General features: G+C 70.1%; 25 protein-coding genes. 19 read left to right on the forward strand and 6 right to left on the reverse strand.

Features of this window, described 5'->3' with window-relative positions:
* The first annotated feature begins 51 nt into the window (after positions 1 to 51).
* The 15 genes from pgsA (at position 52) to PH203_RS10820 (ending at position 15,274) form a co-directional block, all read left to right on the forward strand.
* A complete protein-coding gene (pgsA, locus tag PH203_RS10750; protein WP_289919452.1) occupies positions 52 to 780 on the forward strand; it encodes a phosphatidylinositol phosphate synthase in 729 nt (242 codons plus the stop codon).
* Positions 777 to 1,697 carry a phosphatidylinositol mannoside acyltransferase gene (locus tag PH203_RS10755; protein WP_289919058.1) on the forward strand — a complete coding sequence of 307 codons (921 nt, stop codon included), beginning with the start codon at positions 777 to 779 and terminating at the stop codon, positions 1,695 to 1,697. Before pgsA ends, PH203_RS10755 begins: the two co-directional genes overlap by 4 nt.
* On the forward strand, positions 1,694 to 2,863 hold the full coding sequence (locus PH203_RS10760; protein WP_289919060.1) for a glycosyltransferase family 4 protein: 1,170 nt from the start codon (positions 1,694 to 1,696) through the stop codon (positions 2,861 to 2,863). The genes PH203_RS10755 and PH203_RS10760 overlap by 4 nt, the downstream gene beginning before the upstream one ends.
* Before the next feature lie 86 nt (positions 2,864 to 2,949).
* Positions 2,950 to 3,492, forward strand: coding sequence for a hypothetical protein (locus tag PH203_RS10765; protein ID WP_289919062.1), 543 nt, complete (start codon positions 2,950 to 2,952; stop codon positions 3,490 to 3,492).
* A gap of 126 nt (positions 3,493 to 3,618) precedes the next feature.
* Positions 3,619 to 4,524 carry a pyridoxal 5'-phosphate synthase lyase subunit PdxS gene (gene pdxS, locus PH203_RS10770; protein ID WP_289919065.1) on the forward strand — a complete coding sequence of 302 codons (906 nt, stop codon included), beginning with the start codon at positions 3,619 to 3,621 and terminating at the stop codon, positions 4,522 to 4,524.
* Positions 4,524 to 5,129 carry a pyridoxal 5'-phosphate synthase glutaminase subunit PdxT gene (gene pdxT, locus PH203_RS10775; RefSeq protein ID WP_289919066.1) on the forward strand — a complete coding sequence of 202 codons (606 nt, stop codon included), beginning with the start codon at positions 4,524 to 4,526 and terminating at the stop codon, positions 5,127 to 5,129. Before pdxS ends, pdxT begins: the two co-directional genes overlap by 1 nt.
* Before the next feature lie 49 nt (positions 5,130 to 5,178).
* Positions 5,179 to 5,931, forward strand: coding sequence for a YebC/PmpR family DNA-binding transcriptional regulator (locus tag PH203_RS10780; protein WP_289919068.1), 753 nt, complete (start codon positions 5,179 to 5,181; stop codon positions 5,929 to 5,931).
* Between the two features lie 113 nt (positions 5,932 to 6,044).
* Entirely contained in the window at positions 6,045 to 6,584 is a 540-nt protein-coding gene (gene ruvC / locus PH203_RS10785) for a crossover junction endodeoxyribonuclease RuvC (protein WP_289919070.1), read from the forward strand.
* Entirely contained in the window at positions 6,581 to 7,186 is a 606-nt protein-coding gene (gene ruvA, locus PH203_RS10790) for a Holliday junction branch migration protein RuvA (RefSeq protein WP_289919073.1), read from the forward strand. The genes ruvC and ruvA overlap by 4 nt, the downstream gene beginning before the upstream one ends.
* 10 nt (positions 7,187 to 7,196) lie before the next feature.
* The gene (gene ruvB, locus PH203_RS10795; protein WP_289919076.1) at positions 7,197 to 8,267 is read left to right on the forward strand and encodes a Holliday junction branch migration DNA helicase RuvB; all 1,071 of its coding nucleotides are present in this window, start codon (positions 7,197 to 7,199) and stop codon (positions 8,265 to 8,267) included.
* A gap of 175 nt (positions 8,268 to 8,442) precedes the next feature.
* Positions 8,443 to 8,949, forward strand: coding sequence for a preprotein translocase subunit YajC (gene yajC / locus PH203_RS10800; RefSeq protein ID WP_289919079.1), 507 nt, complete (start codon positions 8,443 to 8,445; stop codon positions 8,947 to 8,949).
* A 129-nt stretch (positions 8,950 to 9,078) separates the two neighbouring features.
* A complete protein-coding gene (gene secD, locus PH203_RS10805; RefSeq protein ID WP_289919454.1) occupies positions 9,079 to 10,854 on the forward strand; it encodes a protein translocase subunit SecD in 1,776 nt (591 codons plus the stop codon).
* Between the two features lie 2 nt (positions 10,855 to 10,856).
* A complete protein-coding gene (gene secF, locus PH203_RS10810; RefSeq protein ID WP_289919081.1) occupies positions 10,857 to 11,969 on the forward strand; it encodes a protein translocase subunit SecF in 1,113 nt (370 codons plus the stop codon).
* Complete coding sequence (locus PH203_RS10815; protein WP_289919082.1) at positions 11,966 to 12,505, forward strand: adenine phosphoribosyltransferase; 540 nt, start codon at positions 11,966 to 11,968, stop codon at positions 12,503 to 12,505. Before secF ends, PH203_RS10815 begins: the two co-directional genes overlap by 4 nt.
* 228 nt (positions 12,506 to 12,733) lie before the next feature.
* Entirely contained in the window at positions 12,734 to 15,274 is a 2,541-nt protein-coding gene (locus PH203_RS10820) for a bifunctional (p)ppGpp synthetase/guanosine-3',5'-bis(diphosphate) 3'-pyrophosphohydrolase (protein WP_289919084.1), read from the forward strand.
* Positions 15,275 to 15,342: 68 nt separating this feature from the next.
* Here PH203_RS10820 and PH203_RS10825 read toward each other — a convergent pair whose 3' ends face one another.
* The gene (locus tag PH203_RS10825) at positions 15,343 to 16,572 is read right to left on the reverse strand and encodes a DUF349 domain-containing protein (protein ID WP_289919085.1); all 1,230 of its coding nucleotides are present in this window, start codon (positions 16,570 to 16,572) and stop codon (positions 15,343 to 15,345) included.
* Positions 16,573 to 16,706: 134 nt separating this feature from the next.
* Positions 16,707 to 17,522 carry a peptidylprolyl isomerase gene (locus PH203_RS10830; protein ID WP_289919087.1) on the reverse strand — a complete coding sequence of 272 codons (816 nt, stop codon included), beginning with the start codon at positions 17,520 to 17,522 and terminating at the stop codon, positions 16,707 to 16,709.
* A gap of 191 nt (positions 17,523 to 17,713) precedes the next feature.
* Between PH203_RS10830 and PH203_RS10835 the strand changes: the two genes are divergently transcribed.
* Both PH203_RS10835 and hisS read left to right on the forward strand, forming a co-directional pair.
* Entirely contained in the window at positions 17,714 to 18,427 is a 714-nt protein-coding gene (locus tag PH203_RS10835; protein ID WP_289919090.1) for an MBL fold metallo-hydrolase, read from the forward strand.
* 12 nt (positions 18,428 to 18,439) lie between these two features.
* Positions 18,440 to 19,702, forward strand: coding sequence for a histidine--tRNA ligase (gene hisS, locus PH203_RS10840; protein WP_289919094.1), 1,263 nt, complete (start codon positions 18,440 to 18,442; stop codon positions 19,700 to 19,702).
* 61 nt (positions 19,703 to 19,763) lie between these two features.
* On the opposite strand, the gene PH203_RS10845 is transcribed toward hisS, so the two are convergent.
* Genes PH203_RS10845 through PH203_RS10860 form a run of 4 tightly spaced genes read right to left on the reverse strand, consistent with a single transcriptional unit; the run spans position 19,764 to position 23,303 of the window.
* Positions 19,764 to 20,390, reverse strand: a complete 627-nt coding sequence (locus PH203_RS10845) for a response regulator transcription factor (RefSeq protein WP_289919095.1) — start codon at positions 20,388 to 20,390, stop codon at positions 19,764 to 19,766.
* Entirely contained in the window at positions 20,387 to 21,598 is a 1,212-nt protein-coding gene (locus PH203_RS10850) for a sensor histidine kinase (RefSeq protein ID WP_289919097.1), read from the reverse strand. Before PH203_RS10850 ends, PH203_RS10845 begins: the two co-directional genes overlap by 4 nt.
* Positions 21,595 to 22,440 (reverse strand): ABC transporter permease, encoded by an 846-nt coding sequence (locus PH203_RS10855; protein WP_289919098.1) that lies wholly within the window; start codon positions 22,438 to 22,440, stop codon positions 21,595 to 21,597. Before PH203_RS10855 ends, PH203_RS10850 begins: the two co-directional genes overlap by 4 nt.
* Positions 22,437 to 23,303: an ABC transporter ATP-binding protein gene (locus PH203_RS10860; protein ID WP_289919101.1), complete on the reverse strand. Its 867-nt coding sequence runs from the start codon at positions 23,301 to 23,303 to the stop codon at positions 22,437 to 22,439. Before PH203_RS10860 ends, PH203_RS10855 begins: the two co-directional genes overlap by 4 nt.
* Before the next feature lie 145 nt (positions 23,304 to 23,448).
* Here PH203_RS10860 and PH203_RS10865 point away from each other — a divergent pair, with 145 nt between their 5' ends.
* Positions 23,449 to 24,105, forward strand: coding sequence for a vitamin K epoxide reductase family protein (locus PH203_RS10865; RefSeq protein ID WP_289919103.1), 657 nt, complete (start codon positions 23,449 to 23,451; stop codon positions 24,103 to 24,105).
* A 60-nt stretch (positions 24,106 to 24,165) separates the two neighbouring features.
* On the forward strand, positions 24,166 to 25,521 hold the full coding sequence (locus tag PH203_RS10870; RefSeq protein ID WP_289919104.1) for a replication-associated recombination protein A: 1,356 nt from the start codon (positions 24,166 to 24,168) through the stop codon (positions 25,519 to 25,521).
* Positions 25,522 to 25,754 lie beyond the last annotated feature (233 nt).

A 25,754-nucleotide genomic window follows, 5' to 3' on the forward strand; every position in this document is an offset into this window, starting at 1 on the left:
TGACACGGGGCGCGAGTGCCCGGCGTTCGCACACGCGCGCGCGTGGCTACGATGGGCCAGCCGGTGGCCAGCAGGGGCCGCGCGGCCACACCGACCCTCGGGAAGGCCATGCTGAACAAGTACGCGCGTGCATTCTTCACGCGTGTCCTCACACCGTTCGCCTCATTCCTCATCAGAAGGGGCGTCAGCCCCGACACGGTGACGCTGCTCGGCACCGCCGGGGTGGTCGCGGGGGCCCTGGTCTTCTTCCCCATGGGCGAGTTCTTCTGGGGCACGATCGTGATCACGCTGTTCGTGTTCTCCGACCTGGTCGACGGCAACATGGCCCGTCAGCTCGGCCGCTCCAGCCGCTGGGGTGCCTTCCTGGACTCCACCCTCGACCGGGTCGCCGACGGCGCGATCTTCGGCGGCTTCATCCTCTGGTACGCCGGTGACGGCGACGACCTCGTGCTGTGCGCGGTCTCGATCTTCTGTCTGGCGAGCGGCCAGGTGGTGTCGTACACCAAGGCCAGGGGTGAGTCGATCGGGCTGCCGGTCGCGGTCAACGGGCTCGTCGAGCGGGCCGAGCGACTGGTGATCTCGCTGGTCGCGGCCGGTCTCGCCGGACTGCACAAGTTCGGTGTGCCGGGCATCCAGTACCTGCTGCCGATCGCCCTGTGGATCGTCGCCGTGGGCAGCCTGGTGACGCTGATCCAGCGGGTCGTCACGGTCCGTCGCGAGGCGGCGGAGGCCGACGCGGCCACCGCGCAGGAGACCCAGGGGAGCGAGGCGGCCAAGTGAGTGCCCAGGACCGGCTCACCGACGCGTTGTACGGCCTCGGCTGGGGAGCGGTGAAGAAGCTCCCCGAGCCGGTCGCCGTGCGGCTGGGCCGGACCATCGCCGACCTCGCCTGGAAGCAGCGCGGCAAGGGCGTGCGCCGCCTGGAGAGCAACTACGCGCGCGTGATGCCCGACGCGAGCCCCGAGCGACTCCGGGAGCTGTCCCGCGCGGGCATGCGCTCGTACCTGCGCTACTGGATGGAGTCCTTCCGGCTCCCCGCCTGGAGCAAGGAACGCATCAAGGGCGGCTTCGACCCCAAGGACCTGCACCACCTCACGGAGGGCCTCGCCTCCGGCCGGGGCGTCATCCTGGCGCTGCCGCACATGGCCAACTGGGACCTCGCCGGCGCCTGGGTCACCACCAAGCTCGAAACCCCCTTCACGACCGTGGCGGAACGGCTCAAGCCCGAGACCCTGTACGACCGTTTCGTCGCCTACCGCGAGGGCCTCGGTATGGAGGTCCTGCCGCACAGCGGCGGCACCGCCTTCGGCACCCTGGCCCGGCGGCTGCGCGACGGCGGCCTGGTCTGCCTGGTCGCCGAGCGCGACCTGTCCTCCTCCGGCGTGGAGGTCCGGTTCTTCGGCGAGGCCACCCGGATCCCCGCGGGCCCCGCACTCCTCGCCCAGCAGACCGGCGCGCTGCTGCTGCCGGTGACGCTCTGGTACGACGACTCGCCCGTGATGCGGGGCAGGGTGCATCCACCGGTCGAGGTGCCCGAGACAGGCACCCGGGCCGAAAAGACGTCTGTCATGGCACAGGCGCTGGCCGATGCCTTCGCCTCGGGCATCGCCGACCATCCGGAGGACTGGCACATGCTGCAGCGCTTGTGGCTCAAGGATCTCGACCCCGCGCACACGCCCTCCGGGGGGACCGCGTGAGAATCGGCATCGTCTGCCCGTACTCCTGGGACGTGCCGGGCGGCGTCCAGTTCCACATCCGCGACCTCGCCGAGTACTTCATCGGCCTCGGCCACGACGTCTCCGTCCTCGCCCCGGCCGACGACGACACCCCGCTGCCCCCGTACGTCGTCTCGGCGGGCCGCGCGGTGCCGGTGCCCTACAACGGCTCGGTGGCCCGGCTGAACTTCGGCTTCCTGAGCGCGGCACGCGTGCGACGCTGGCTGCACGACGGCGAGTTCGACGTCGTCCACATCCACGAGCCGTCCTCGCCCTCGCTAGGCCTGCTGGCCTGCTGGGCGGCACAGGGCCCGCTGGTGGCGACCTTCCACACCTCCAACCCGCGCTCCAAGGCGATGATCGCCGCGTACTCGATCCTCCAGGCCGCCCTGGAGAAGATCAGCGCGCGGATCGCGGTGAGCGAGTACGCCCGGCGCACGCTGGTGGAACACCTCGGCGGCGACGCGGTCGTCATCCCCAACGGCGTCGACGTCGACTTCTTCGCCAAGGCCGAGCCCAACCCCGAGTGGCAGGGCGACACCCTCGGCTTCATCGGCCGCATCGACGAGCCCCGCAAGGGCCTGCCGGTCCTCATGAAGGCCCTGCCGAAGATCCTCGCCGAGCGCCCGCAGACCCGGCTCCTGGTGGCCGGACGCGGTGACGAGGAGGAGGCGGTGGAGTCGCTGCCCGCGGAACTCCGCTCGCGCGTGGAGTTCCTCGGCATGGTCAGCGACGAGGACAAGGCGCGCTTCCTGCGCAGTGTCGACGTGTACGTCGCTCCCAACACCGGCGGCGAGAGCTTCGGGATCATCCTGGTCGAGGCCATGTCGGCCGGGGCCCCCGTGCTCGCCTCGGACCTGGACGCCTTCGCCCAGGTGCTCGACCAGGGCGCGGCGGGCGAACTCTTCGCCAACGAGGACGCGGACGCGCTGGCGGAGGCGGCCCTGCGCCTGCTCGCCGACCCCGAGCGGCGCAAGGAGCTCCGGGAACGCGGGAGCGCCCATGTACGGCGGTTCGACTGGTCGACGGTCGGCGCGGACATCCTGTCCGTGTACGAGACGGTGACCGCGGGCGCTGCGGCCGTCGCGGCGGCCGAGGACGACCGGAACCCGGGGCTGCTGTCCCGGTTCGGGCTGGCCCGGGACTGAGGGCCCGCACAGGGCGCGGCACATAGGCGGGCCGGGGGCCGAGGGGCTCGCAGCGTCCGGCCCGTACGTCGGTAACCTGTGCGTCCGTGACCCCAACCCTCATCTGGATCCTCGTCGCCCTGATCGCGATCGGCCTCTACCTGAGCTGGACCGCAGGGCGACTGGACCGGCTGCACTCCCGGATCGACGCCGCCCGGGCCGCCCTGGACGCACAGCTGCTGCGCCGCGCCTCGGTGACCCAGGAACTCGCCACCGCAGGTGTCCTGGACCCGGCCGCCTCGATGGTCCTCTACGAGGCCGCGCACGCCGCCCGGCAGGCCGAGGAGGAGCAGCGGGAGGTCGCCGAGAGCGATCTGAGCCAGGCCCTGCGGGCCGTCTTCGCCGAGACACCGCAGGTGGAGACGGTGCGGGAGGCACCCGGGGGAGAGGCCGCGATCCACGAACTGACCGAGGCGGTGCGCCGGGTGCCGATGGCCCGCCGTTTCCACAACGACGCCGTACGGGCCGCCCGCGCCCTGCGCCGGCACCGCAAGGTGCGCTGGTTCCGGCTGGCCGGCCACGCCCCGTTCCCGATGGCGTTCGAGATGGACGACGAGCCTCCGGTGGCGCTGGTGGAGCGGGCCGCCTAGCCGTCCTGGCCCGTCCCTGGCCGGAAAACGATCCACCGGCTGCCTATTGGCCCTTGCAGTGGACTGGTCCGTTCACGTTTCCTCGGTGCTGCAGAAATCCTCTTTTCACATCAGCGAGGTCAACCCGTGTCCAGCTTCGAGAACCAGGCCCCCGAGACCGGCACCGCGCGCGTGAAGCGCGGCATGGCGGAGCAGCTCAAGGGCGGCGTGATCATGGACGTGGTCAACGCCGAGCAGGCGAAGATCGCCGAAGACGCCGGCGCCGTGGCCGTCATGGCCCTGGAGCGGGTCCCCGCGGACATCCGCAAGGACGGCGGCGTCGCCCGTATGTCGGACCCCAACATGATCGAGGAGATCATCGAGGCGGTCTCCATCCCCGTGATGGCCAAGTCCCGCATCGGCCACTTCGTCGAGGCCCAGGTCCTGCAGTCCCTCGGCGTCGACTACATCGACGAGTCCGAGGTCCTCACCCCGGCCGACGAGGTCAACCACTCCGACAAGTGGGCCTTCACGACCCCCTTCGTCTGCGGCGCCACCAACCTGGGCGAGGCCCTGCGCCGGATCGCCGAGGGCGCGGCCATGATCCGCTCCAAGGGCGAGGCCGGCACCGGCAACGTCGTCGAGGCCGTCCGCCACCTGCGCCAGATCAAGAACGAGATCGCCAAGCTGCGCGGCTTCGACAACAACGAGCTGTACGCCGCCGCCAAGGAGCTGCGCGCCCCGTACGAGCTGGTCAAGGAAGTCTCCGAGCTCGGCAAGCTCCCGGTCGTGCTGTTCTCCGCCGGTGGCGTCGCCACCCCGGCCGACGCCGCCCTGATGCGTCAGCTCGGCGCCGAGGGTGTCTTCGTCGGCTCCGGCATCTTCAAGTCGGGCGACCCGGCCAAGCGCGCCGCCGCCATCGTGAAGGCCACCACCTTCTACGACGACCCGAAGATCATCGCCGACGCGTCCCGCAACCTGGGCGAAGCCATGGTCGGCATCAACTGCGACACCCTCCCCGAGGCCGAGCGTTACGCGAACCGGGGCTGGTGATGACCGACCCCGTGATCGGAGTGCTCGCACTCCAGGGTGACGTCCGGGAGCACCTCATCGCCCTGGCCGCGGCCGACGCCGTGGCCAGGCCGGTCAGGCGCCCCGAGGAGCTCGCCGAGGTGGACGGCCTGGTCATCCCCGGCGGCGAGTCCACCACGATCTCCAAGCTCGCCGTCCTGTTCGGCGTGATGGAGCCGCTACGCGCGCGTGTGCGTGCCGGAATGCCTGTCTACGGCACCTGCGCGGGCATGATCATGCTGGCCGACAAGATCCTCGACCCGCGCTCGGGCCAGGAGACGATCGGCGGCATCGACATGATCGTGCGCCGCAACGCCTTCGGACGCCAGAACGAGTCCTTCGAAGCCGCGCTCGACGTGAAGGGCGTTCCGGGCGATCCTGTGGAGGGCGTCTTCATCCGCGCCCCCTGGGTCGAGTCCGTCGGCGCCGAGACCGAGGTGCTCGCCGAGCACGACGGCCACATCGTCGCGGTCCGCCAGGGCAACGCGCTCGCCACGTCGTTCCACCCGGAGCTGACGGGCGACCACCGCGTGCACTCGCTCTTCGTCGACATGGTGCGCGCGAACCGGGCTGCCGAGTCCTTGTAGGATCTCTGGGGTTCGTTGTTTGAATGGGTTACGCGAAGGAGACAGGCAGATGTCCGGCCACTCTAAATGGGCTACGACGAAGCACAAGAAGGCCGTGATCGACGCCAAGCGCGGCAAGCTCTTCGCGAAGCTGATCAAGAACATCGAGGTCGCGGCCCGCATGGGCGGCGTCGACATCGAGGGCAACCCGACCCTCTACGACGCCATCCAGAAGGCGAAGAAGCAGTCGGTCCCGAACAAGAACATCGACTCCGCGGTCAAGCGCGGCGGCGGTCTCGAGGCCGGCGGTGCCGACTACGAGACGATCATGTACGAGGGCTACGGTCCGAACGGTGTCGCGGTGCTCATCGAGTGCCTCACCGACAACCGCAACCGCGCCGCCTCCGACGTCCGTGTCGCCATGACCCGCAACGGCGGCTCCATGGCCGACCCGGGCTCGGTGTCGTACCTCTTCAACCGCAAGGGCGTCGTCATCGTCCCCAAGGGCGAGCTCAGCGAGGACGACGTCCTCGAGGTCGTCCTGGACGCGGGCGCCGAGGAGGTCAACGACCTCGGTGAGTCCTTCGAGGTCCTCAGCGAGGCCACCGACCTGGTCGCGGTCCGCACCTCCCTCCAGGACGCGGGCATCGACTACGACTCCGCCGAGGCCAACTTCGTCCCGACCATGCAGGTCGAGCTGGACGAGGAGGGCGCCAAGAAGATCTTCAAGCTGATCGACGCGCTCGAGGACAGCGACGACGTGCAGAACGTCTTCGCCAACTTCGACGTCAGCGACGAGGTCATGGAGAAGGTCGACGCCTGAGCCGACGCTCCGGATTCGAACGGGCCGACGGGACACACCCCGTCGGCCCGTCGCATTGTCGGTGGCACCCGATAGCCTGCACAAACAGGCGATCGAGCGGGAGGGGAGCGGCGGTGCGCGTACTCGGGGTTGACCCCGGACTGACGCGGTGCGGTGTGGGCGTCGTCGAGGGAGTCGCGGGGCGGCCGCTGACCATGCTCGGCGTCGGAGTCGTACGGACGCCCGCCGACGCCGAGTTGGGGCAGCGGCTCGTCGCCGTAGAGCAGGGCATCGAGCAGTGGCTGGACGAGCACCGGCCCGAATGCGTCGCCGTGGAGCGGGTGTTCAGCCAGCACAACGTGCGGACCGTCATGGGCACCGCCCAGGCCAGTGCCGTCGCCATGCTCTGCGCCGCCCGCCGCGGCATCCCCGTCGCCCTGCACACCCCCAGCGAGGTCAAGGCCGCCGTCACCGGCAGCGGCCGCGCCGACAAGGCCCAGGTCGGTGCCATGGTCACCCGGCTCCTCCGGCTCGACGCGCCGCCCAAGCCCGCCGACGCCGCCGACGCCCTCGCGCTCGCCATCTGCCACATCTGGCGCGCCCCCGCACAGAACCGGCTCCAGCAGGCGGTCGCCCTGCACGCAGCCAACGCAACGAAAGGCCGAACGGCATGATCGCCTTCGTGAGCGGCACGATCGCCGCACTCGCCCCCGACGCCGCCGTCGTCGAGGTCGGCGGGGTCGGCATGGCCGTGCAGTGCACGCCGAACACGCTGTCCACGCTCCGCCTGGGCAAGCCGGCCAAGCTCGCCACGTCCCTCGTCGTCCGCGAGGACTCACTGACCCTGTACGGCTTCGTGGACGACGACGAGCGCCAGGTCTTCGAACTGCTCCAGACCGCGAGCGGCGTCGGCCCCCGCCTCGCCCAGGCCATGCTCGCCGTGCACACCCCGGACGCCCTGCGCAGGGCAGTGGCCACCGGCGACGAGAAGGCGCTGATCGCCGTCCCCGGCATCGGCAAGAAGGGCGCCCAGAAGCTGCTCCTGGAGCTGAAGGACCGCCTCGGCGAGCCCATCGGCGCCCCGGCCGTCGGCGCGCCCGTCACCCAGGGCTGGCGCGACCAGCTGCACGCCGCCCTCATCGGCCTCGGCTACGCCACCCGCGAAGCCGACGAGGCCGTGTCCGCCGTGGCACCCCAGGCCGAGGCCGCCGGCGGCACACCGCAGGTGGGCCAGCTGCTCAAGGCCGCCCTGCAGACTCTGAACCGCGCCCGCTAGGAGAACGTCAGTGAACTGGGACGACACGACCGACGACACCGCCCCCGAGCGCCTGGTGGGCTCCGTCGCCGACCGTGAGGACCAGGCCGTCGAGGCCGCCCTGCGCCCCAAGGACCTGGACGAGTTCATCGGCCAGGAGAAGGTCCGCGAACAGCTCGACCTCGTCCTGCGCGCCGCACGCGCGCGTGGGGCCACCGCCGACCATGTCCTGCTCTCCGGCGCCCCCGGCCTCGGCAAGACCACCCTCTCGATGATCATCGCCGCCGAGATGGGCGCCCCCATCCGCATCACCTCGGGCCCCGCCATCCAGCACGCCGGCGACCTCGCCGCGATTCTCTCCTCCCTCCAGGAGGGCGAGGTCCTCTTCCTCGACGAGATCCACCGCATGTCGAGGCCCGCCGAGGAGATGCTCTACATGGCGATGGAGGACTTCCGCGTCGACGTCATCGTCGGCAAGGGCCCCGGCGCCACCGCGATCCCGCTCGAACTGCCCCCGTTCACCCTGGTCGGCGCCACCACGCGCGCGGGCCTGCTGCCGCCCCCGCTGCGCGACCGCTTCGGCTTCACCGCGCACATGGAGTTCTACGAGCCCGCCGAACTGCAGCGCGTCATCCACCGCTCCGCGAACCTCCTCGACGTCGAGATCGACACCGACGGCGCCGCCGAGATCGCCGGCCGCTCCCGCGGCACCCCCCGTATCGCCAACCGCCTGCTGCGCCGCGTACGCGACTACGCCCAGGTCAAGGCCGACGGGATCGTCACCCGCGACATCGCGGCGGCCGCCCTGAAGGTGTACGAGGTCGACGCCCGCGGCCTCGACCGCCTCGACCGCGGCGTCCTGGAAGCCCTGCTGAAGCTGTTCGGCGGCGGCCCGGTCGGCCTGTCCACACTCGCCGTCGCGGTGGGGGAGGAGCGCGAGACCGTCGAGGAGGTCGCCGAGCCCTTCCTCGTCAGAGAGGGACTCCTCGCCCGCACCCCCCGCGGACGCGTCGCCACGCCCGCCGCATGGGCGCATCTCGGCCTCACCCCGCCCCGCTCGGCGGCCACCGGAAACGGACAACAGGACCTGTTCGGGACGTGATGGCTTTGTGACGGCGCGGGCATTGGCGGGGGCAGGAACCCCGGTGCCATGCTGAGCGTTGTTCCATGCGCGCGGACTCGCTTAGACTCCGCCGATGCCGCCTTTGTCGGCGGCGCACATACCCCCAACCATCAGGCCGCTCAGCACCGCGGTCGCGTGAAGGAAGTACCGACCCGTGAGTCTCGTGACCCTCCTCCCGTTCATCGTGCTCATCGGGGCCATGTTCCTGATGACCCGGTCGGCGAAGAAGAAGCAGCAGCAGGCCGCCGACATGCGGAACCAGATGCAGCCCGGCAGTGGTATCCGCACCATCGGGGGCATGTACGCCACGGTCAAGGAGGTCAACGACGACACGGTCCTCGTCGACGCCGGTCCGGGCGTCGAGCTCCTCTTCGCGAAGAACGCGATCGGTGCCGTCCTGACGGACGACGAGTACAACCGCATCGTCCACGGCATCGAGCACGACCTGAAGACCGACGTCGTCCCCGACGACGCCTCCTCCCTCACCGAGACCGACGAGTCCGACGACGAAGCTGCCGCCGCCTCCGACGAGAAGTCCGTCGACCTCGGCAAGAAGGACGAGCCCGCCGACGAGGCCGCGAAGGCCGACGCCGACGAGGCCGCCGAGGCGAAGAAGGACGACGAGCCGAAGAAGACCGACGGCGACTCCGACGCGAAGTAGTCGTACCCGGGGCGCGCGGGCCACGCCTGCGCGCCCTCGGACGTACGCAGCTCGCACGGGATCGACACCATGTCATGGCCGCCCGCCCGCAGACCCGGCGCGCAGCGGCCCGAGAGGGAGTACGAGAAGGTGGCAGCACCTAAGAGGGGCCGGAGCGCGAGCGCCCAGAGCAAGCCAGGGCGCTCGCTGGCCCTGATCCTGATCGCCATCGTGGCGCTCACCGGGGGAATGTTCCTCTCCGGGCACACCACCCCGCGCCTGGGCATCGACCTGGCCGGCGGTACGAGCATCACGCTCGAGGCGAAGGCCGACCAAGGCTCGGCGATCAACAAGGCCAACATGGACACCGCGGTCGAGATCATGAACCGCCGTGTCAACGGCCTCGGCGTCTCCGAGGCGGAGGTGCAGACCCAGGGCGATCGCAACATCATCGTCAACATCCCCAAGGGCACCAACTCCAAGGAAGCCCGGGACCAGGTCGGCACCACCGCCAAGCTGTACTTCCGCCCGGTGCTGGCCCAGGAGGCCACCGGAGCCCCCGCCGGCACGGCCTCGCCGAGCGCGAGCGCCTCCTCCAGCGGTTCCCCCAGTGGCTCGCCGAGCCCGTCCGAGAGCGCCTCCGTCGGCGGTGAGAAGGCGACCTCCTCCTCGTCCGCGAGCCCGTCGTCCTCCGCCACCTCGCAGGGCCGCGCCGTCACCGACGCCCTGAAGGCGGACGCCACCGAGTCGCCCTCCGCGTCCGCGAGCGCCTCCGGTTCCCCGTCGCCGTCCGCGAGCAGCAGCGCCGGCACCTCCTCCGACGCCGAGGTCCAGGCCGCGTTCACCGCTCTCGACTGCTCCAAGCAGTCGCAGCGCACCAAGGCCGGCGAGGGCGCCAAGCCCGAGGACTCCACCGTGGGCTGCGGCGAGATCCAGGGCGTCTGGTACAAGTACCTGCTCGGCCCGGCCGCCGTCGCCGGCACCGAGGTCGACAAGGCCCAGGCCGTCTACGACACGCAGACCGCCGCCGGCTGGCAGGTCACGATGGACTTCAACAAGAGCGGTGCCAAGAAGTTCGCCGACATCACCGCCAAGCTGGCCCAGAACACCCAGCCGCAGAACGAGTTCGGCATCGTCCTCGACGGTGAGGTCGTCTCCAGCCCGTACGTCAGCCAGTCCATCACCGGCGGCCAGGCCCAGATCTCCGGCAGCTTCACGCAGGATGAGGCCCAGGGCCTCGCCAACATGCTGTCGTACGGCGCGCTCCCGCTCTCCTTCCAGGAGCAGAGCGTGACCACGGTGACCGCCGCGCTCGGCACCGACCAGCTGCACGCCGGTCTGCTCGCCGGTGCGATCGGCCTCGCGCTCGTCGTCCTGTACCTGGTGTTCTACTACCGTGGTCTGTCGCTCGTCGCGATCGCCTCGCTGCTCGTCTCCGGCATCCTGACCTATGTGCTCATGGCGCTGCTCGGCCCGGCCATCGGCTTCGCGCTGAACCTGCCGGCCGTGTGCGGTGCGATCGTCGCCATCGGTATCACCGCGGACTCGTTCATCGTGTACTTCGAACGCATCCGGGACGAGATCCGCGAGGGCCGCTCCCTGCGTCCCGCCGTCGAGCGGGCCTGGCCGCGGGCCCGACGCACCATCCTGGTCTCCGACTTCGTGTCGTTCCTCGCCGCCGCGGTGCTCTTCATCGTCACCGTCGGCAAGGTCCAGGGCTTCGCGTTCACGCTCGGTCTGACCACCGTCCTCGACGTCGTCGTGGTCTTCTTCTTCACCAAGCCGCTGATGACGCTGCTGGCCCGCCGGAAGTTCTTCGCGAGCGGCAGCAAGTGGTCCGGCCTCGACCCGAAGAGCCTGGGTGCCAAGCCGCCGCTGCGCCGCACCCGCCGTCCCGCCGCCCCCGCCCAGACGAAGGAGGCGTGAGCATGTCGAAACTCGGCAATCTCGGCGCCCGACTGCACCGAGGCGAGGTCAGCTACGACTTCGTCGGCCACCGCAAGCTCTGGTACGGCATCTCGATCCTGATCACCATCACGGCCATCGTCGGCCTGGCGGTGCGCGGCCTGAACATGGGCATCGACTTCCAGGGCGGTGCCGTCTTCACGACCGAGAAGACGTCCGTCTCCGTCTCCCAGGCCGAGACGTACGCGGAAGAGGCCTCCGGCCACCCGGCGGTCGTGCAGAAGCTCGGTAACGGCACGCTGCGCATTCAGATCGCCGGCATGGACACCGCCCAGTCCGACCAGATCAAGAACCAGCTGGCCGAGGACTTCAAGGTCGACCCGGAGAAGATCGCCGCCGACCTCGTCGGCGCCACCTGGGGTGACCAGATCGCCAACAAGGCCTGGCAGGGCCTGGTGATCTTCATGATCCTGGTGGTGATCTATCTCGCGATCGCCTTCGAGTGGCGCATGGCCGTCGCGGCGCTCGTCGCACTGATCCACGACATCACCATCACCGTCGGCATCTACGCCCTGGTGGGCTTCGAGGTCACGCCGGGCACGGTGATCGGTCTGCTGACCATCCTCGGTTACTCGCTCTACGACACGGTGGTCGTCTTCGACTCCCTCAAGGAGCAGACGAAGGACATCACCAAGCAGAACCGCTGGACCTACAGCGACATCGCCAACCGCTCGATCAACGGCACCCTGGTCCGCTCGATCAACACCACGGTGGTCGCGCTGCTGCCGGTGGCGGGCCTGCTGTTCATCGGTGGCGGCTTCCTCGGCGCGGGCACGCTCAACGACATCTCGCTGTCGCTGTTCGTCGGTCTCGCCGCCGGTGCGTACTCCTCGATCTTCATCGCCACGCCGCTCGTCGCCGACCTCAAGGAACTCGAGCCGCAGATGAAGGCCCTCAAGAAGCGGGTCCTGGCCAAGCGCGCCCAGGCCGGCGCCGAGGAGGAGCTCGCGGAGGCCCGGGACGAGACCCCGCACGACGACGAGGAGCCGGAGGACGCCCACGCGGTCGTCGGCCCGCGCTCCCAGCCCGCCTCGCGCAGCCGGGGCCGTGGCCGACCCTCGGGGAAGCGTCGATGACCGACATCAAGGAGCTGCTGCTCAGCCGCATCCGCGATGTGGCCGACTACCCGGAGCCGGGCGTGATGTTCAAGGACATCACCCCGCTCCTGGCGGACCCGGCCGCGTTCACCGCGCTCACGGACGCCCTCGCGGAGATCGCCGAGCGCACCGGCGCCACCAAGGTCGTCGGCCTGGAGGCCCGCGGCTTCATCCTCGGCGCCCCGGTCGCCGTCCGCGCGGGCCTGGGCTTCATCCCCGTCCGCAAGGCGGGCAAGCTCCCCGGAGCGACCCTCGCCCAGGCGTACGACCTGGAGTACGGCTCGGCGGAGATCGAGGTCCACGCGGAGGACCTGTCGGCCGAGGACCGCGTCCTGATCGTCGACGACGTCCTGGCCACGGGCGGCACGGCAGAGGCCGCGATCCAGCTGATCCGCAGGGCGGGCGCCCAGGTGTCCGGCCTCGCGGTCCTCATGGAGCTCGGCTTCCTGGCGGGCCGCCCCCGTCTGGAACCGGCCCTGGAGGGCGCTCCGCTGGAAGCGCTGCTGGTGGTCTGAGACCGACACAGGCCTTACCGAAACGGCCGTCCCGGTACATCCGGGGCGGCCGTTTCGCGCCCCCGCGGACAGCCCACGGACGGCCCTCGGAATGCCGGAGGCAGCCCCTCACGTTTCACCGGTAGACGTCCCTCACACCGGCCTGAAGGGGATCCCGAGCCGCAGGATCGCTACCATGGGGTCTCCGGAGCCTGATCGGGGGACCCGGTTCGCGCACGAGGAGTCCTCTTGCCAGACGAGGCCCAGCCACTGACCGCCGCCAAGCCCGAGCCCGCCTCGGGAGCCGCGGCCACGCCCGCGCCGAGCGCGAAGAACACCGCGCAGGGCTCGGTCGAGCACGCGCACGCCCAGTCCGCGCCCGTCGACAGGGCGGCCGAGCAGCCGCGTCCCAAGCCGGCCCCGCCCGAGCGCCCCGCACCCGCGTCCACGCCCGCCGCGGTCCGCCCGCCCGCGGGCCAGCCCGCCCGCTCCGGCTCCTCCAACCGAGTCCGCGCCCGTCTCGCCCGCCTCGGTGTCCAGCGCTCCAACCCGTACAACCCGGTCCTGGAGCCCCTGCTGCGGATAGTGCGCAGCAACGACCCGAAGATCGAGACCGCGACCCTCCGCAAGATCGAGACGGCCTACCAGGTCGCCGAGCGCTGGCACCGCGGCCAGAAGCGTAAGAGCGGCGACCCGTACATCACCCACCCCCTCGCGGTGACCACGATCCTCGCCGAGCTCGGCATGGACCCGGCCACCCTCATGGCGGGCCTCCTCCACGACACGGTCGAGGACACCGAGTACGGCCTCGACCAGCTGCGCCGTGACTTCGGCGACTCGGTAGCCCTCCTCGTCGACGGCGTCACCAAGCTCGACAAGGTCAAGTTCGGCGAGGCCGCCCAGGCCGAGACCGTGCGCAAGATGGTCGTCGCCATGGCCAAGGACCCCCGCGTCCTGGTCATCAAGCTCGCCGACCGCCTCCACAACATGCGCACCATGCGCTACCTCAAGCGCGAGAAGCAGGAGAAGAAGGCGCGCGAGACCCTCGAGATCTACGCGCCGCTCGCCCACCGCCTGGGCATGAACACCATCAAGTGGGAGCTGGAGGACCTCGCCTTCGCGATCCTCTACCCCAAGATGTACGACGAGATCGTGCGTCTGGTGGCCGAGCGGGCGCCGAAGCGCGACGAGTACCTCGCCATAGTGACCGACGAGGTGCAGCAGGATCTGCGCGCGGCCCGCATCAAGGCGACCGTCACCGGCCGCCCCAAGCACTACTACAGCGTCTACCAGAAGATGATCGTCCGCGGCCGTGACTTCGCGGAGATCTACGACCTGGTCGGCATCCGAGTCCTCGTGGACACCGTCAGGGACTGCTACGCGGCCCTGGGCACCGTCCACGCCCGCTGGAACCCGGTTCCGGGGCGGTTCAAGGACTACATCGCGATGCCCAAGTTCAACATGTACCAGTCGCTGCACACCACGGTCATCGGCCCCAACGGCAAGCCCGTCGAACTGCAGATCCGCACCTTCGACATGCACCGCCGCGCCGAGTACGGCATCGCCGCGCACTGGAAGTACAAGCAGGAGGCCGTCGCCGGTGCCTCCAAGGTCCGCTCGGACGCGCCCAAGAGCACCGGCAAGGACGACCACCTCAACGACATGGCGTGGCTGCGCCAGTTGCTCGACTGGCAGAAGGAGACCGAGGACCCGGGTGAGTTCCTGGAGTCCCTGCGTTTCGACCTGTCACGCAACGAGGTCTTCGTCTTCACCCCCAAGGGCGATGTCATAGCGCTGCCCGCCGGTGCCACCCCGGTCGACTTCAGCTACGCGGTCCACACCGAGGTCGGCCACCGCACGATAGGAGCGCGGGTCAACGGCCGCCTCGTACCGCTCGAATCCACCCTGGACAACGGCGACTTGGTGGAGGTCTTCACCTCCAAGGCGGCCGGCGCAGGCCCCTCCCGCGACTGGCTCGGCTTCGTCAAGTCCCCGCGGGCCCGCAACAAGATCCGCGCCTGGTTCTCCAAGGAGCGCCGTGACGAGGCCATCGAGCAGGGCAAGGACGCCATCGTCCGCGCGATGCGCAAGCAGAACCTGCCGATCCAGCGCATCCTCACCGGCGACTCCCTGGTCACGCTCGCGCACGAGATGCGCTACCCCGACATCTCCGCGCTGTACGCGGCGATCGGCGAGGGGCATGTCTCCGCGCAGAACGTCGTGCAGAAGCTGGTCTCCGCGCTCGGCGGCGAGGAGGCGGCCACCGAGGAGATCGACGAGGCGGTCCCGCCGTCCCGCGGCCGTGGCCGCAAGCGCCGCTCCAGCGCCGACCCCGGCGTCGTGGTCAAGGGCGTCGACGACGTCTGGGTCAAGCTCGCCCGCTGCTGCACCCCCGTACCCGGCGACCCCATCATCGGTTTCGTCACGCGCGGTAGCGGCGTATCGGTTCACCGCAGTGACTGTGTGAACGTGGAGTCACTGTCCCGCGAACCCGAGCGCATCCTCGACGTCGAGTGGGCGCCCACCCAGTCCTCGGTCTTCCTGGTCGCCATCCAGGTCGAGGCCCTGGACCGCTCCCGGCTCCTCTCCGACGTCACCCGCGTCCTGTCCGACCAGCACGTCAACATCCTCTCCGCGGCCGTCCAGACCTCCCGCGACCGCGTCGCCACCTCCCGCTTCACCTTCGAGATGGGCGACCCGAAGCACCTCGGCCACGTCCTGAAGGCGGTACGCGGCGTGGAGGGTGTCTACGACGTCTACCGGGTGACGTCGGCGCGCAACCGCACCTAGCAGGTCCTACGACGAGAAGGGCCCCGTACGTGATGTACGGGGCCCTTCTCGTCGTAGGAGAGGCGACACTAGCCGCCGAACTCCTGCAGACCCTTCAGAGCCTGGTCCAGCAGGGCCTGGCGGCCCTCCAGCTCGCGCTCCAGCTTGTCGGCGCGGGCGTTGTTGCCCTGGGCGCGGGCCTGCTCGATCTGGCCCTTGAGCTTGTCCACGGCGGCCTGGAGCTGACCGGTGAGACCCGCGGCACGCGCGCGTGCCTCCGGGTTCGTCCGGCGCCACTCGGCCTCCTCGGCCTCCTGGATCGCCCGCTCGACGGCGTGCATCCGGCCCTCGACCTTGGGACGCGCGTCGCGCGGGACGTGGCCGATGGCCTCCCAGCGCTCGTTGATCTGCCGGAACGCGGCACGCGCGGCCTTCAGGTCGGTGACCGGGAGGATCTTCTCGGCCTCCTCGGCCAGCTCCTCCTTGAGCTTGAGGTTCTCCGACTGCTCGGCGTCGCGCTCGGCGAAGACCGAGCTGCGGGCGGCGAAGAAGACGTCCTGGGCGCCGCGGAAGCGGTTCCACAGGTCGTCCTCGTGCTCGCGCTGGGCCCGGCCGGCGGCCTTCCACTCCGCCATCAGCTCGCGGTAGCGGGCGGCCGTCGGCCCCCAGTCGGTGGAGTCGGACAGCGCCTCGGCCTCGGAGACCAGCCGTTCCTTGGTCTTGCGGGCCTCCTCGCGCTGCGCGTCCAGCGACGCGAAGTGCGCCTTGCGACGCTTGGAGAACGCCGAGCGGGCGTGCGAGAAGCGGTGCCACAGCTCGTCGTCGGACTTGCGGTCCAGACGCGGCAGACCCTTCCAGGTGTCCACCAGGGCCCGCAGCCGCTCACCGGCCGCCCGCCACTGGTCGGACTGCGCCAGCTCCTCGGCCTCGACGACCAGTGCCTCCTTGGCGTGCCGGGCCTCGTCGGACTGCTTCGCGCGCTGCTGCTTGCGCTCCTCGCGGCGCTTGTCGACGGTCTCCACGAGCTTGTCCAGACGCACCTTGAGGGCGTCCAGGTCACCGACCGCGTGATGGGCGTCGACCTGCTCACGGATGTGATCGATCGCGGCCTGCGCGTCCTTCGCCGACAGGTCGGTGGTCTTCACTCGCTTCTCGAGGAGGCCGATCTCGACAACCAGGCCCTCGTACTTGCGCTCGAAGTAGGCCAGCGCCTCCTCAGGGGAGCCGGCCTGCCAGGATCCGACGACCTGCTCGCCGTCGGCCGTACGCACGTACACGGTCCCCGTCTCGTCGACGCGGCCCCACGGGTCGCTGCTCACAGCGCCTCCTCCACATGATGCCTGCAAAGGGCTTCGGCGCCCCCGGCATCGTCCACAATTTCGTCACGGCCAACATAGGCGACCGGCGGGTTGCCTGTCCGCATCCCGCGCGACCGAAATTTCGCAGTTGGCGGTCAGGATTTGGTGACAGTCGCCTTGTTGATCACGACCGTCGCGTTCGGGGCACCGTCGCCCGCTCCGGTGCTCTCACCCGCGGCGGCGATCTTCTTCAGGACCGTCATGCCGGACTCGGAAACGGTACCGAACGGTGTGTAGCTCGGCGGCAGCTGACTGTCCTGGTAGACGAGGAAGAACTGGCTGCCGCCGGTGTGCGCCTGACCGGTGTTCGCCATCGCGATGGTGCCCGCCGGGTAGACGTTGTCCTTGAGGCTTTTGTCCTTGAGGTTCTCGTCCGGGATCGTGTAGCCGGGACCGCCGCTGCCGCTGCCCGTCGGGTCGCCGCACTGCAGCACGTAGATGCCGTTGGTGGTGAGCCGGTGGCACTTGGTGTGGTCGAAGTAGCCCTTCGACGCGAGGAAACTGAACGAGTTGACGGTGTGCGGGGCCGCCTTCGTCTTCAGCGCGATGTCAATGTCACCGCACGTCGTGGCGAGCTTCATCGTGTAGGAGGCCGCCTTGTCGATGGTCATCGACGGCTCCTTCTTCCACGTCGCCGTCTTGACCTTGCCCTTCGCGGCCTTCTCGCACGGATCCGCGACGGCGCTGGGCGTCGTGTCCGCGGTGGCGCTCGCGTTGGCCTTGTCGTCACCGTCGTCCTTGAGGACGCCGGTCGTGTAGAGGGCGAGACTGCCCACCAGGATCACGCCGAGCACCGACGCGATCACGGAGTTGCGCATGCGGGCCTTGCGCCGCGCGGCCGTGCGCCGCTGCTGCTGCCGCAGAAACTTCTCCCGGGCGAGCTGCCGCTTCCGCTGTTCCTGGGTGACCACCGGGTTCTCTCCTCATGCGTCTCGTACGCCTGCTGGGACGCCTGCGTCTTGTGAGCCGACCGCGTGCGTGTGCCCCGTACCGTATATGGGTTCGCTGAGGAAACGGCAGCGCCGGTAGGCTCTGACCACAGGCGCAGCCGATTTTTAAGCCCGCCCTCAGTCCGCACTTATCGACACAACGAAGGACGATCGTGCTCATTGCCGGGTTCCCCGCCGGGGCCTGGGGGACGAACTGTTATCTCGTCGCCCCCGCCGCCGGTGAGGAGTGCGTGATCATCGACCCGGGCCATCAGGCCGCCCAGGGAGTCGAAGAGGCGCTGAAGAAGCATCGGCTCAAGCCCGTCGCCGTCGTCCTCACCCACGGCCACATCGACCATGTGGCCTCGGTCGTCCCGGTCTGCGGTGCGCACGACGTACCGGCGTGGATCCACCCCGAGGACCGGTACATGATGGCCGACCCGGAGAAGGCGCTCGGCCGCTCCATCGGGATGCCGCTCATGGGCGAGCTGACCGTGGGGGAGCCGGACGACGTGAAGGAGCTCACCGACGGCGCGCGGCTGGCGCTCGCCGGGCTGGAGTTCTCCGTCGCGCACGCGCCGGGCCATACCAAGGGGTCGGTGACCTTCCAGATGCCCGAGACGACCGACATCCCGTCGGTCTTCTTCTCCGGGGATCTGCTCTTCGCCGGCTCCATCGGACGCACCGACCTGCCCGGCGGTGACATGGCCGAGATGCTCGACTCGCTGGCCCGCGTGTGCCTGCCGCTCGACGACTCGACCGTGGTGCTGTCCGGCCACGGCCCCCAGACGACCATCGGCCAGGAGCGCGCCACCAACCCGTATCTGCGGCAGGTGGCCGCCGGCCAGGGAGCGGGTTCGAGCACCCCTCCCCGACGAGGAATGTGACGAGAGACTTCCGTGAGCACCTTCAAGGCCCCCAAGGGCACGTACGACCTCATCCCGCCGGACAGCGCCAAGTTCCTGGCGGTCCGCGAGGCGATCGCCTCGCCTCTGCGCACCTCCGGCTACGGCTACATCGAGACGCCCGGCTTCGAGAACGTGGAGCTCTTCGCGCGCGGTGTCGGTGAGTCCACCGACATCGTGACCAAGGAGATGTACGCCTTCGAGACCAAGGGCGGCGACAGGCTTGCCCTGCGCCCCGAGGGCACGGCGTCCGTGCTGCGCGCGGCGCTGGAGGCGAACCTGCACAAGGCGGGCAACCTCCCCGTCAAGCTCTGGTACTCCGGCTCGTACTACCGCTACGAGCGCCCCCAGAAGGGCCGTTACCGGCACTTCTCCCAGGTCGGCGCCGAGGCGATCGGTGCCGAGGACCCGGCGATCGACGCCGAGCTGATCATCCTCGCCGACCAGGCGTACCGCTCGCTGGGCCTGCGTGACTTCCGCATCCTGCTGAACAGCCTGGGCGACAAGGAGTGCCGTCCGGTGTACCGGGAGGCGCTGCAGAACTTCCTCCGGGGGCTCGACCTCGACGAGGAGACCCTGCGCCGCGCGGAGATCAACCCGCTGCGGGTCCTGGACGACAAGCGCGAGGCGGTCCAGAAGCAGCTGGGCGACGCCCCGCTCCTGCGTGACTACCTCTGCGACGCCTGCAAGGCGTACCACGAGGAGGTCCGCGAGCTGATCACCGCGGCGGGCGTCGCCTTCGAGGACGACCCCAAGCTGGTCCGCGGCCTCGACTACTACACCCGTACGACCTTCGAGTTCGTCCACGACGGTCTGGGCTCCCAGTCCGCGGTGGGCGGCGGCGGCCGCTACGACGGCCTGTCGGAGATGATCGGCGGCCCGGCACTCCCGTCGGTGGGCTGGGCGCTGGGTGTCGACCGCACGGTTCTGGCCCTGGAGGCGGAGGGCATCGAGCTCGAACTCCCCTCCACGACCAGCGTCTTCGCGGTCCCGCTCGGCGACGAGGCCCGCCGCGTCCTCTTCGCCAAGGTCACCGAGCTCCGCAAGGTCGGTATCGCCGCCGACTTCTCCTTCGGCGCCAAGGGGCTCAAGGGCGCGATGAAGAACGCCAACCGCAGCGGGGCCCGCTACACGGTGGTCGCCGGTGAGCGCGACCTCGCCGAGGGTGTGGTCCAGCTCAAGGACATGGAGTCCGGCGAGCAGACGGCGATCGGCGTGAACGAGATCGTGGCGGAGCTGGAGGCCCGGCTCGGCTAGTACGACGAGTGCGACGCGCGAGCGAGGTGCCGGGTGCCTTCCGAGGTATCCGGCGCCTTCGTCATCGGTCCAGCAACCCCAACCGCATCGCACTCGTCACCGCCGCGGTCCGATCGTCGACGCCGAGTTTCCCGAACGCCCGCAGCAAGTGCGTCTTCACCGTCGACTCCCCGATGTACAACCGTCGCCCGATCTCCGCGTTGGTGCACCCCTCCGCCACCAGCCGCAGCACCGCCGTCTCCCGCTCCGACAGCCGTGGCCGCTCCGGCCTGGTCCGCAGCTGGTCCACCAGCCGGGCCGCCACCGACGGCGCCAGCACGGTCTCGCCACGCGCGGCGGCCCGTACCGCGTCCGCCAGTTCACCGCGGGGCAGGTCCTTCAGCAGGTAGCCCGCCGCCCCCGCCTCCACGGCCCGCAGGATGTCCCGGTCGGTCTCGTACGTCGTCAGGACGATCACCCGGCATCCCAGTCCCGCCGCGGCCATCCGCTCGATCGAGTCCACACCCCCGCCGCCCGGCATCCGCAGGTCCATCAGCAAGATGTCGGGCCGCAGCTCCGCCGCAAGGGCCTCGGCCTGCGGTCCGCTGGCCGCGTCGGCGATCACGTCGAGGTCGGGTTCGGCACTCAGCATGGCCCGCAGCCCCTCCCGTACGACGGGGTGGTCGTCGGCCAGGACGATCCGGATCATGTGGAACTCCCGAGGGGCGGTACAGGCGGTACTGGCAGCCGGACGGTCACCGTCGTGCCGTCTCCCGGCGTGCTGTGGATCATCGCAGTCCCGCCGACCTCCGCGGCCCGGGCGCGGAGCCCCGCCAGGCCGTATCCGTCGGTCGCGGAGGACGGGTCGAAGCCGTTGCCGTCGTCCCGTACGGACACGGTGAGCGACGAGTCGGCGTACGCCAGGGCGATCCCGACGGCGGCCGAACTCCCCGCGTGCTTGCGGGCGTTCGACAGCGCCTCCTGGCAGGAGCGCAGGGCCACCACCTCGGGACCGGCCGACAGGGGACGCACCGGCCCGGTCACCTCCAGCGTCGCCTCGTGGCGGGCGGCCAGGCGGCGGAACGCGTCCGGCAGCGAGGCACCGTCGAGGTCGACCGGCGCCGCCCCGGCGACCAGCGCACGGGCCTCGGCGAGGTTCTGACGAGCCGTCTCGTCCATCAGGGCGAGATGCCTGCGGGCCTGCGGAACATCGCACTCCAGCTCGGCCTCCACCGCCTGGACCAGCATCAGCAGACTGGTGAAGCCCTGGGCGAGCGTGTCGTGGATCTCCCGCGCCATCCGTTCGCGCTCGGCCAGCGCCCCGTGGGCCGCCGACAGCCGCGACACCTCGTGCCGGCTCGCATCCAGCTCCGCGATCAGCTCGGCCCGCTCCTGGCTCTGCTCGATGACGCGGATGATCCAGGTTCCGATGGCCGCCGAGAAGATGAACGAGACCACGGCGAACAGCCCGTTGAAGAAGACGTCCTGGCCGCTGGGCCACCACAGCAGCGCCCAGCCCGCCACCGGCAGGAAGTTGATCACCGCGACGGTCGCCAGTGCCCACCGGATCCGCAGGGTCATGAAGCACTGCGGGACCAGCGCGAAGGTCATCACACGGGTCTCGCCGACGAGGATCGCCGACGGCAGGAACAGCGCCAGCATCGTCAGCAGGTAGGCGAGGGCCCGCCGTTCGTCCGGCGGATCACCGCAGAGAATGGGGCGCCCCACCACCACGTACAACGGGATCAACGGGGACAGCAGCACCGCGGCGGCCACGCGGACCGGCCACCCCGGCTCTCCCGCGCCGAGCACGTAGAGCAGGGTGGCCACCCAGATCAGCGCGAAGTACGTGTCCCAGAGCCGGAAGGAGCGCTCCCAGGCGTAGGCACCGCCGCCGGCTCCGGAACGGTCCCTCATCCCTCGCGCCGGTTCTTCCACCGAAAGGTCAGCAGACACAGCACCAATCCTCCGACGCACCAGGCCGCCAGGACCAGGGCGATACGGCCGAACTCCCAACTGCCCGTCTGTTCGAGGATCTGCGCCGAGTCCGGCAGGAACACCCCGCGCAGCCCCTGGCACATCCACTTCAGCGGGAACAGGGCGCCGATGTTCAGCATCCAGTCGGGGATCGTGTCGATCGCGATGTACACCCCGGAGATGAACTGCAGGACCAGGAACGGCAGTACGACCACGGAGGTCGCGCTCTTGCCGGACTTGGGGACCGAGCTGATCGCGATGCCGAGCAGGGCGCAGGCCGTCAGTCCGAGGACGAAGATCCAGGCGAAGTGGAACCAGCGCGTCGCGTCCGAGGGCAGATCCACGTCGTAGAGCGTCGTGCCCACGAGGAGGAGGATCGCCGTCTCCATCAGGCCCGTCACCAGAACCAGCCAGATCTTGCCGAGGAAGTACGAGGCGGGCGGCATCGGTGTGCCGCGCAGCCGGCGCAGCACCTTCTCCTCGCGTTCGATGGCGATGGAGATGCCGAGGGACTGGAAGCTCGTCGACATGATGCCCGCGGCCATCATCGCCGGGACGTAGAGCTGTGAGGCCGTGATGCCGGCGCCGTCCACGTCGTCGCCGAAGATCGACGCGAACAGGAACAGGAAGACGACCGGGAAGGCGAAGGTGAACACCACCTGGTCGCGGAGCCGGAAGAACTGTTTGATCTCCAGGGCGCCGCGCTGCAGGCCGATTCCCCAGGCACCGGGCAGCTTCTCGGCGAGCGCGTCGGCCCTTGGCCGTACGGCGGTCGTCGTCATCGTGCGTCCTCCTGTCCGGTCAGCCGGAGGTAGACGTCCTCCAGCGTGGGGCGGCTCACCCGCAGCCCCGGGATCTCGCCGTCGAAGCGGTGCATGAGCTCGGCGACCGTGCGGGTCGGGGTGGCCGTGCGCTCGGTGCGCGGGGAGCCGTCCGGCTCGGTCCACTCGACGGTGGCCTCGGTGCCGTACCGCTCCCGCAGGGCGGACGGAGTGCCCTCGGCGACGATCCGGCCCGCGGTGACCACGGCGAGGCGGTCGGCCAGGGCCTCCGCCTCCTCCAGGTAGTGCGTGGTGAGGAGGATCGTCGTGCCCTCGTCGGACAGGGTGCGGATCAGGTCCCAGAACTGGCGCCGGGCCGCCGGGTCGAAGCCGGTCGTCGGCTCGTCCAGGAGCAGGAGTTCGGGGTCGCCGATCACCCCGAGCGCCACGTCCAGACGGCGGCGCTGACCGCCCGAGAGGGCCTTGAGGCGGCTGTCCGCCTTCGCCTCCAGACCCACCAGGCCGATGACCGCCTCGGGGTCCCGTGGCTTCGGGTAGTAGCGGGCGAAGTGCCGCACCGTCTCGCGGACGGTCAACTCGGCGGGCGCCGATTCGTCCTGCCAGACGATTCCGACACGTGAACGCCACGCGCGCGTGCCGCTCGCCGGGTCCGAGCCGAGCACACGGACCTCGCCCGCGTCCCGGCTCCGGTTGCCCTGGAGGATCTCCACCGTGGTGCTCTTGCCCGCGCCATTGGGCCCGAGCAGGCCGAACACCTCGCCCCGGCCGATGCCGAGATCGATACCGTCGACCGCGGTCACGTCGCCGTACTGCTTGCGCAGCCCCCGTACGTCCACCGCGAGTCCGTTCGCGTGTGTTGTCATGCCTTGAGGCTCGGCCGGAACCGAACGCTCAGGGACGACCAGGCGTACTTCCTTATGTCCACCGAACGGTGGACGCGGCCCCGTGTACGGCACAATGGCCCCTGCCCGAAGAAGGTCCAACTCTCAAGCAGACGGAATCGGCGTGATGAGCAAGACCACAGTCAAGAGCGTCTCCACCTCGCCCGAGCCGGATCGCACGGCCCCCGAGCCGAGGTCGGTGGGCGGCAGCCGCGCCTTCGCCATCATGCTGCTGCTGACCGGTGCGGCCGGCCTGCTCGCCGCGTGGGTCATCACGATCGACAAGTTCAAGCTCCTCGAGGCCAAGGTCGAGGGCAAGACCTTCACCCCCGGCTGCAGCCTGAACCCCGTCGTCTCCTGCGGCAGCGTGATGGAGTCCGACCAGGCCTCCGTCTTCGGGTTCCCCAACCCGATGCTCGGTCTCGTCGCCTACGGCATCGTGATCTGCGTCGGCATGAGCCTGCTGGCCCGCGCCCGCTTCCCGCGCTGGTACTGGCTGACCTTCAACGCCGGCACCCTCTTCGGTGTCTCGTTCTGCGCCTGGCTGATGTTCCAGTCGCTGTACCGCATCAACGCCCTGTGCCTGTGGTGCTCCCTGGCCTGGGTCGCGACGATCATCATGTTCTGGTACGTGACCTCGTTCAACGTGCGCAACGGCTTCATCCCCGCCCCGCACTGGCTGAAGAGCTTCTTCGGCGAGTTCACCTGGGTCCTGCCGGTCCTGCACATCGGGATCATCGGCATGCTGATCCTGACCCGCTGGTGGGACTTCTGGACCAGCTGACCCCCGGGGCTTTCCAAGGCCCCGACGGGATTGTCAGTGCGGTGATTTAGGGTTTTGAGCGTGGAGCCCGACCTGTTCACCGCAGCCGCAGAAGAACGCCAGGAGAAAGACCCCGCGGGGAGTCCCCTGGCGGTGCGGATGCGCCCGCGCACCCTCGACGAGGTGGTGGGCCAGCAGCATCTGCTGAAGCCCGGCTCGCCCCTGCGCCGCCTCGTCGGCGAGGGCGCGGGCGGCCCCGCCGGACCGTCCTCGGTGATCCTGTGGGGCCCGCCCGGCACCGGCAAGACCACCCTGGCGTACGTCGTCTCCAAGGCCACCAACAAGCGCTTCGTCGAACTGTCGGCGATCACCGCGGGCGTCAAGGAGGTCCGCGCGGTCATCGACGGCGCCCGCCGCGCCACCGGCGGCTACGGCAAGGAGACCGTCCTCTTCCTCGACGAGATCCACCGCTTCAGCAAGGCCCAGCAGGACTCCCTTCTCCCAGCCGTCGAGAACCGCTGGGTGACCCTGATCGCGGCGACCACCGAGAACCCCTACTTCTCGGTGATCTCCCCGTTGCTCTCCCGGTCCCTGCTGCTCACCCTCGAACCCCTCACGGACGACGACGTCCGAGGGCTGCTGAAGCGCGCACTGAGCGACGAGCGGGGCCTGAAGGACGCCGTCGCCCTCCCCGAGGACACCGAGGACCACCTCCTGCGGATCGCCGGCGGCGACGCCCGGCGCGCCCTGACCGCTCTGGAGGCCGCCGCCGGGGCCGCGCTCGACAAGGGCGAGGCGGAGATCTCCCTCACCACACTGGAGGAGACGGTCGACCGCGCGGCCGTGAAGTACGACCGCGACGGCGACCAGCACTACGACGTCGCCAGCGCCCTCATCAAGTCGATCAGGGGCTCCGACGTCGACGCCGCCCTGCACTACCTGGCCCGCATGATCGAGGCCGGCGAGGACCCCCGCTTCATCGCCCGCCGCCTGATGATCTCCGCCAGCGAGGACATCGGCCTCGCCGACCCGGGCGCCCTCCCGATAGCGGTCGCCGCCGCCCAGGCCGTCGCCATGATCGGCTTCCCCGAGGCCGCCCTCACCCTCAGCCACGCCACCATCGCCCTCGCGCTCGCCCCCAAGTCCAACTCGGCGACCATGGCGATCGGCGCCGCCATGGAGGACGTACGCAAGGGACTGGCCGGCTCCGTACCCCCGCATCTGCGCGACGGGCACTACAAGGGCGCCGCCAAGCTCGGCCACGCGCAGGGGTACGTGTACCCGCACGACCTGCCCGAGGGCATCGCCGAGCAGCAGTACGCCCCGGACGCCCTCAAGGACCGCGAGTACTACGCGCCGACCAGGCACGGCGCCGAGGCGCGGTACGCGGACGCGGTGGAGTGGACCAGGAAGCACCTCGGTCGCAAGCGGTCCTGAGGGCCCTGTAGAATCCCTCGAAGTGCTGTGTCCCGTGCTGTCAGAACGGGACGGTCAGCCGGAGTCAGTCAAAGGACCCAGTCCTCGGACCGGCTCCAGGAGCGTCGCGCACCGTTCGATTGGTGTCGCGGGCAGCCCACCACCACTCATCGCATGGTGAGAACGGTCGGTGGGCCACTCGCGTGCTGCACGTATGTGCCCAGACCAGGGGAGCGGCTGCCCACCAGGCCCGG

The sequence above is a fragment of the Streptomyces sp. S.PB5 genome, from assembly GCF_030403745.1.
In the GTDB taxonomy this organism is placed as follows: domain Bacteria; phylum Actinomycetota; class Actinomycetes; order Streptomycetales; family Streptomycetaceae; genus Streptomyces.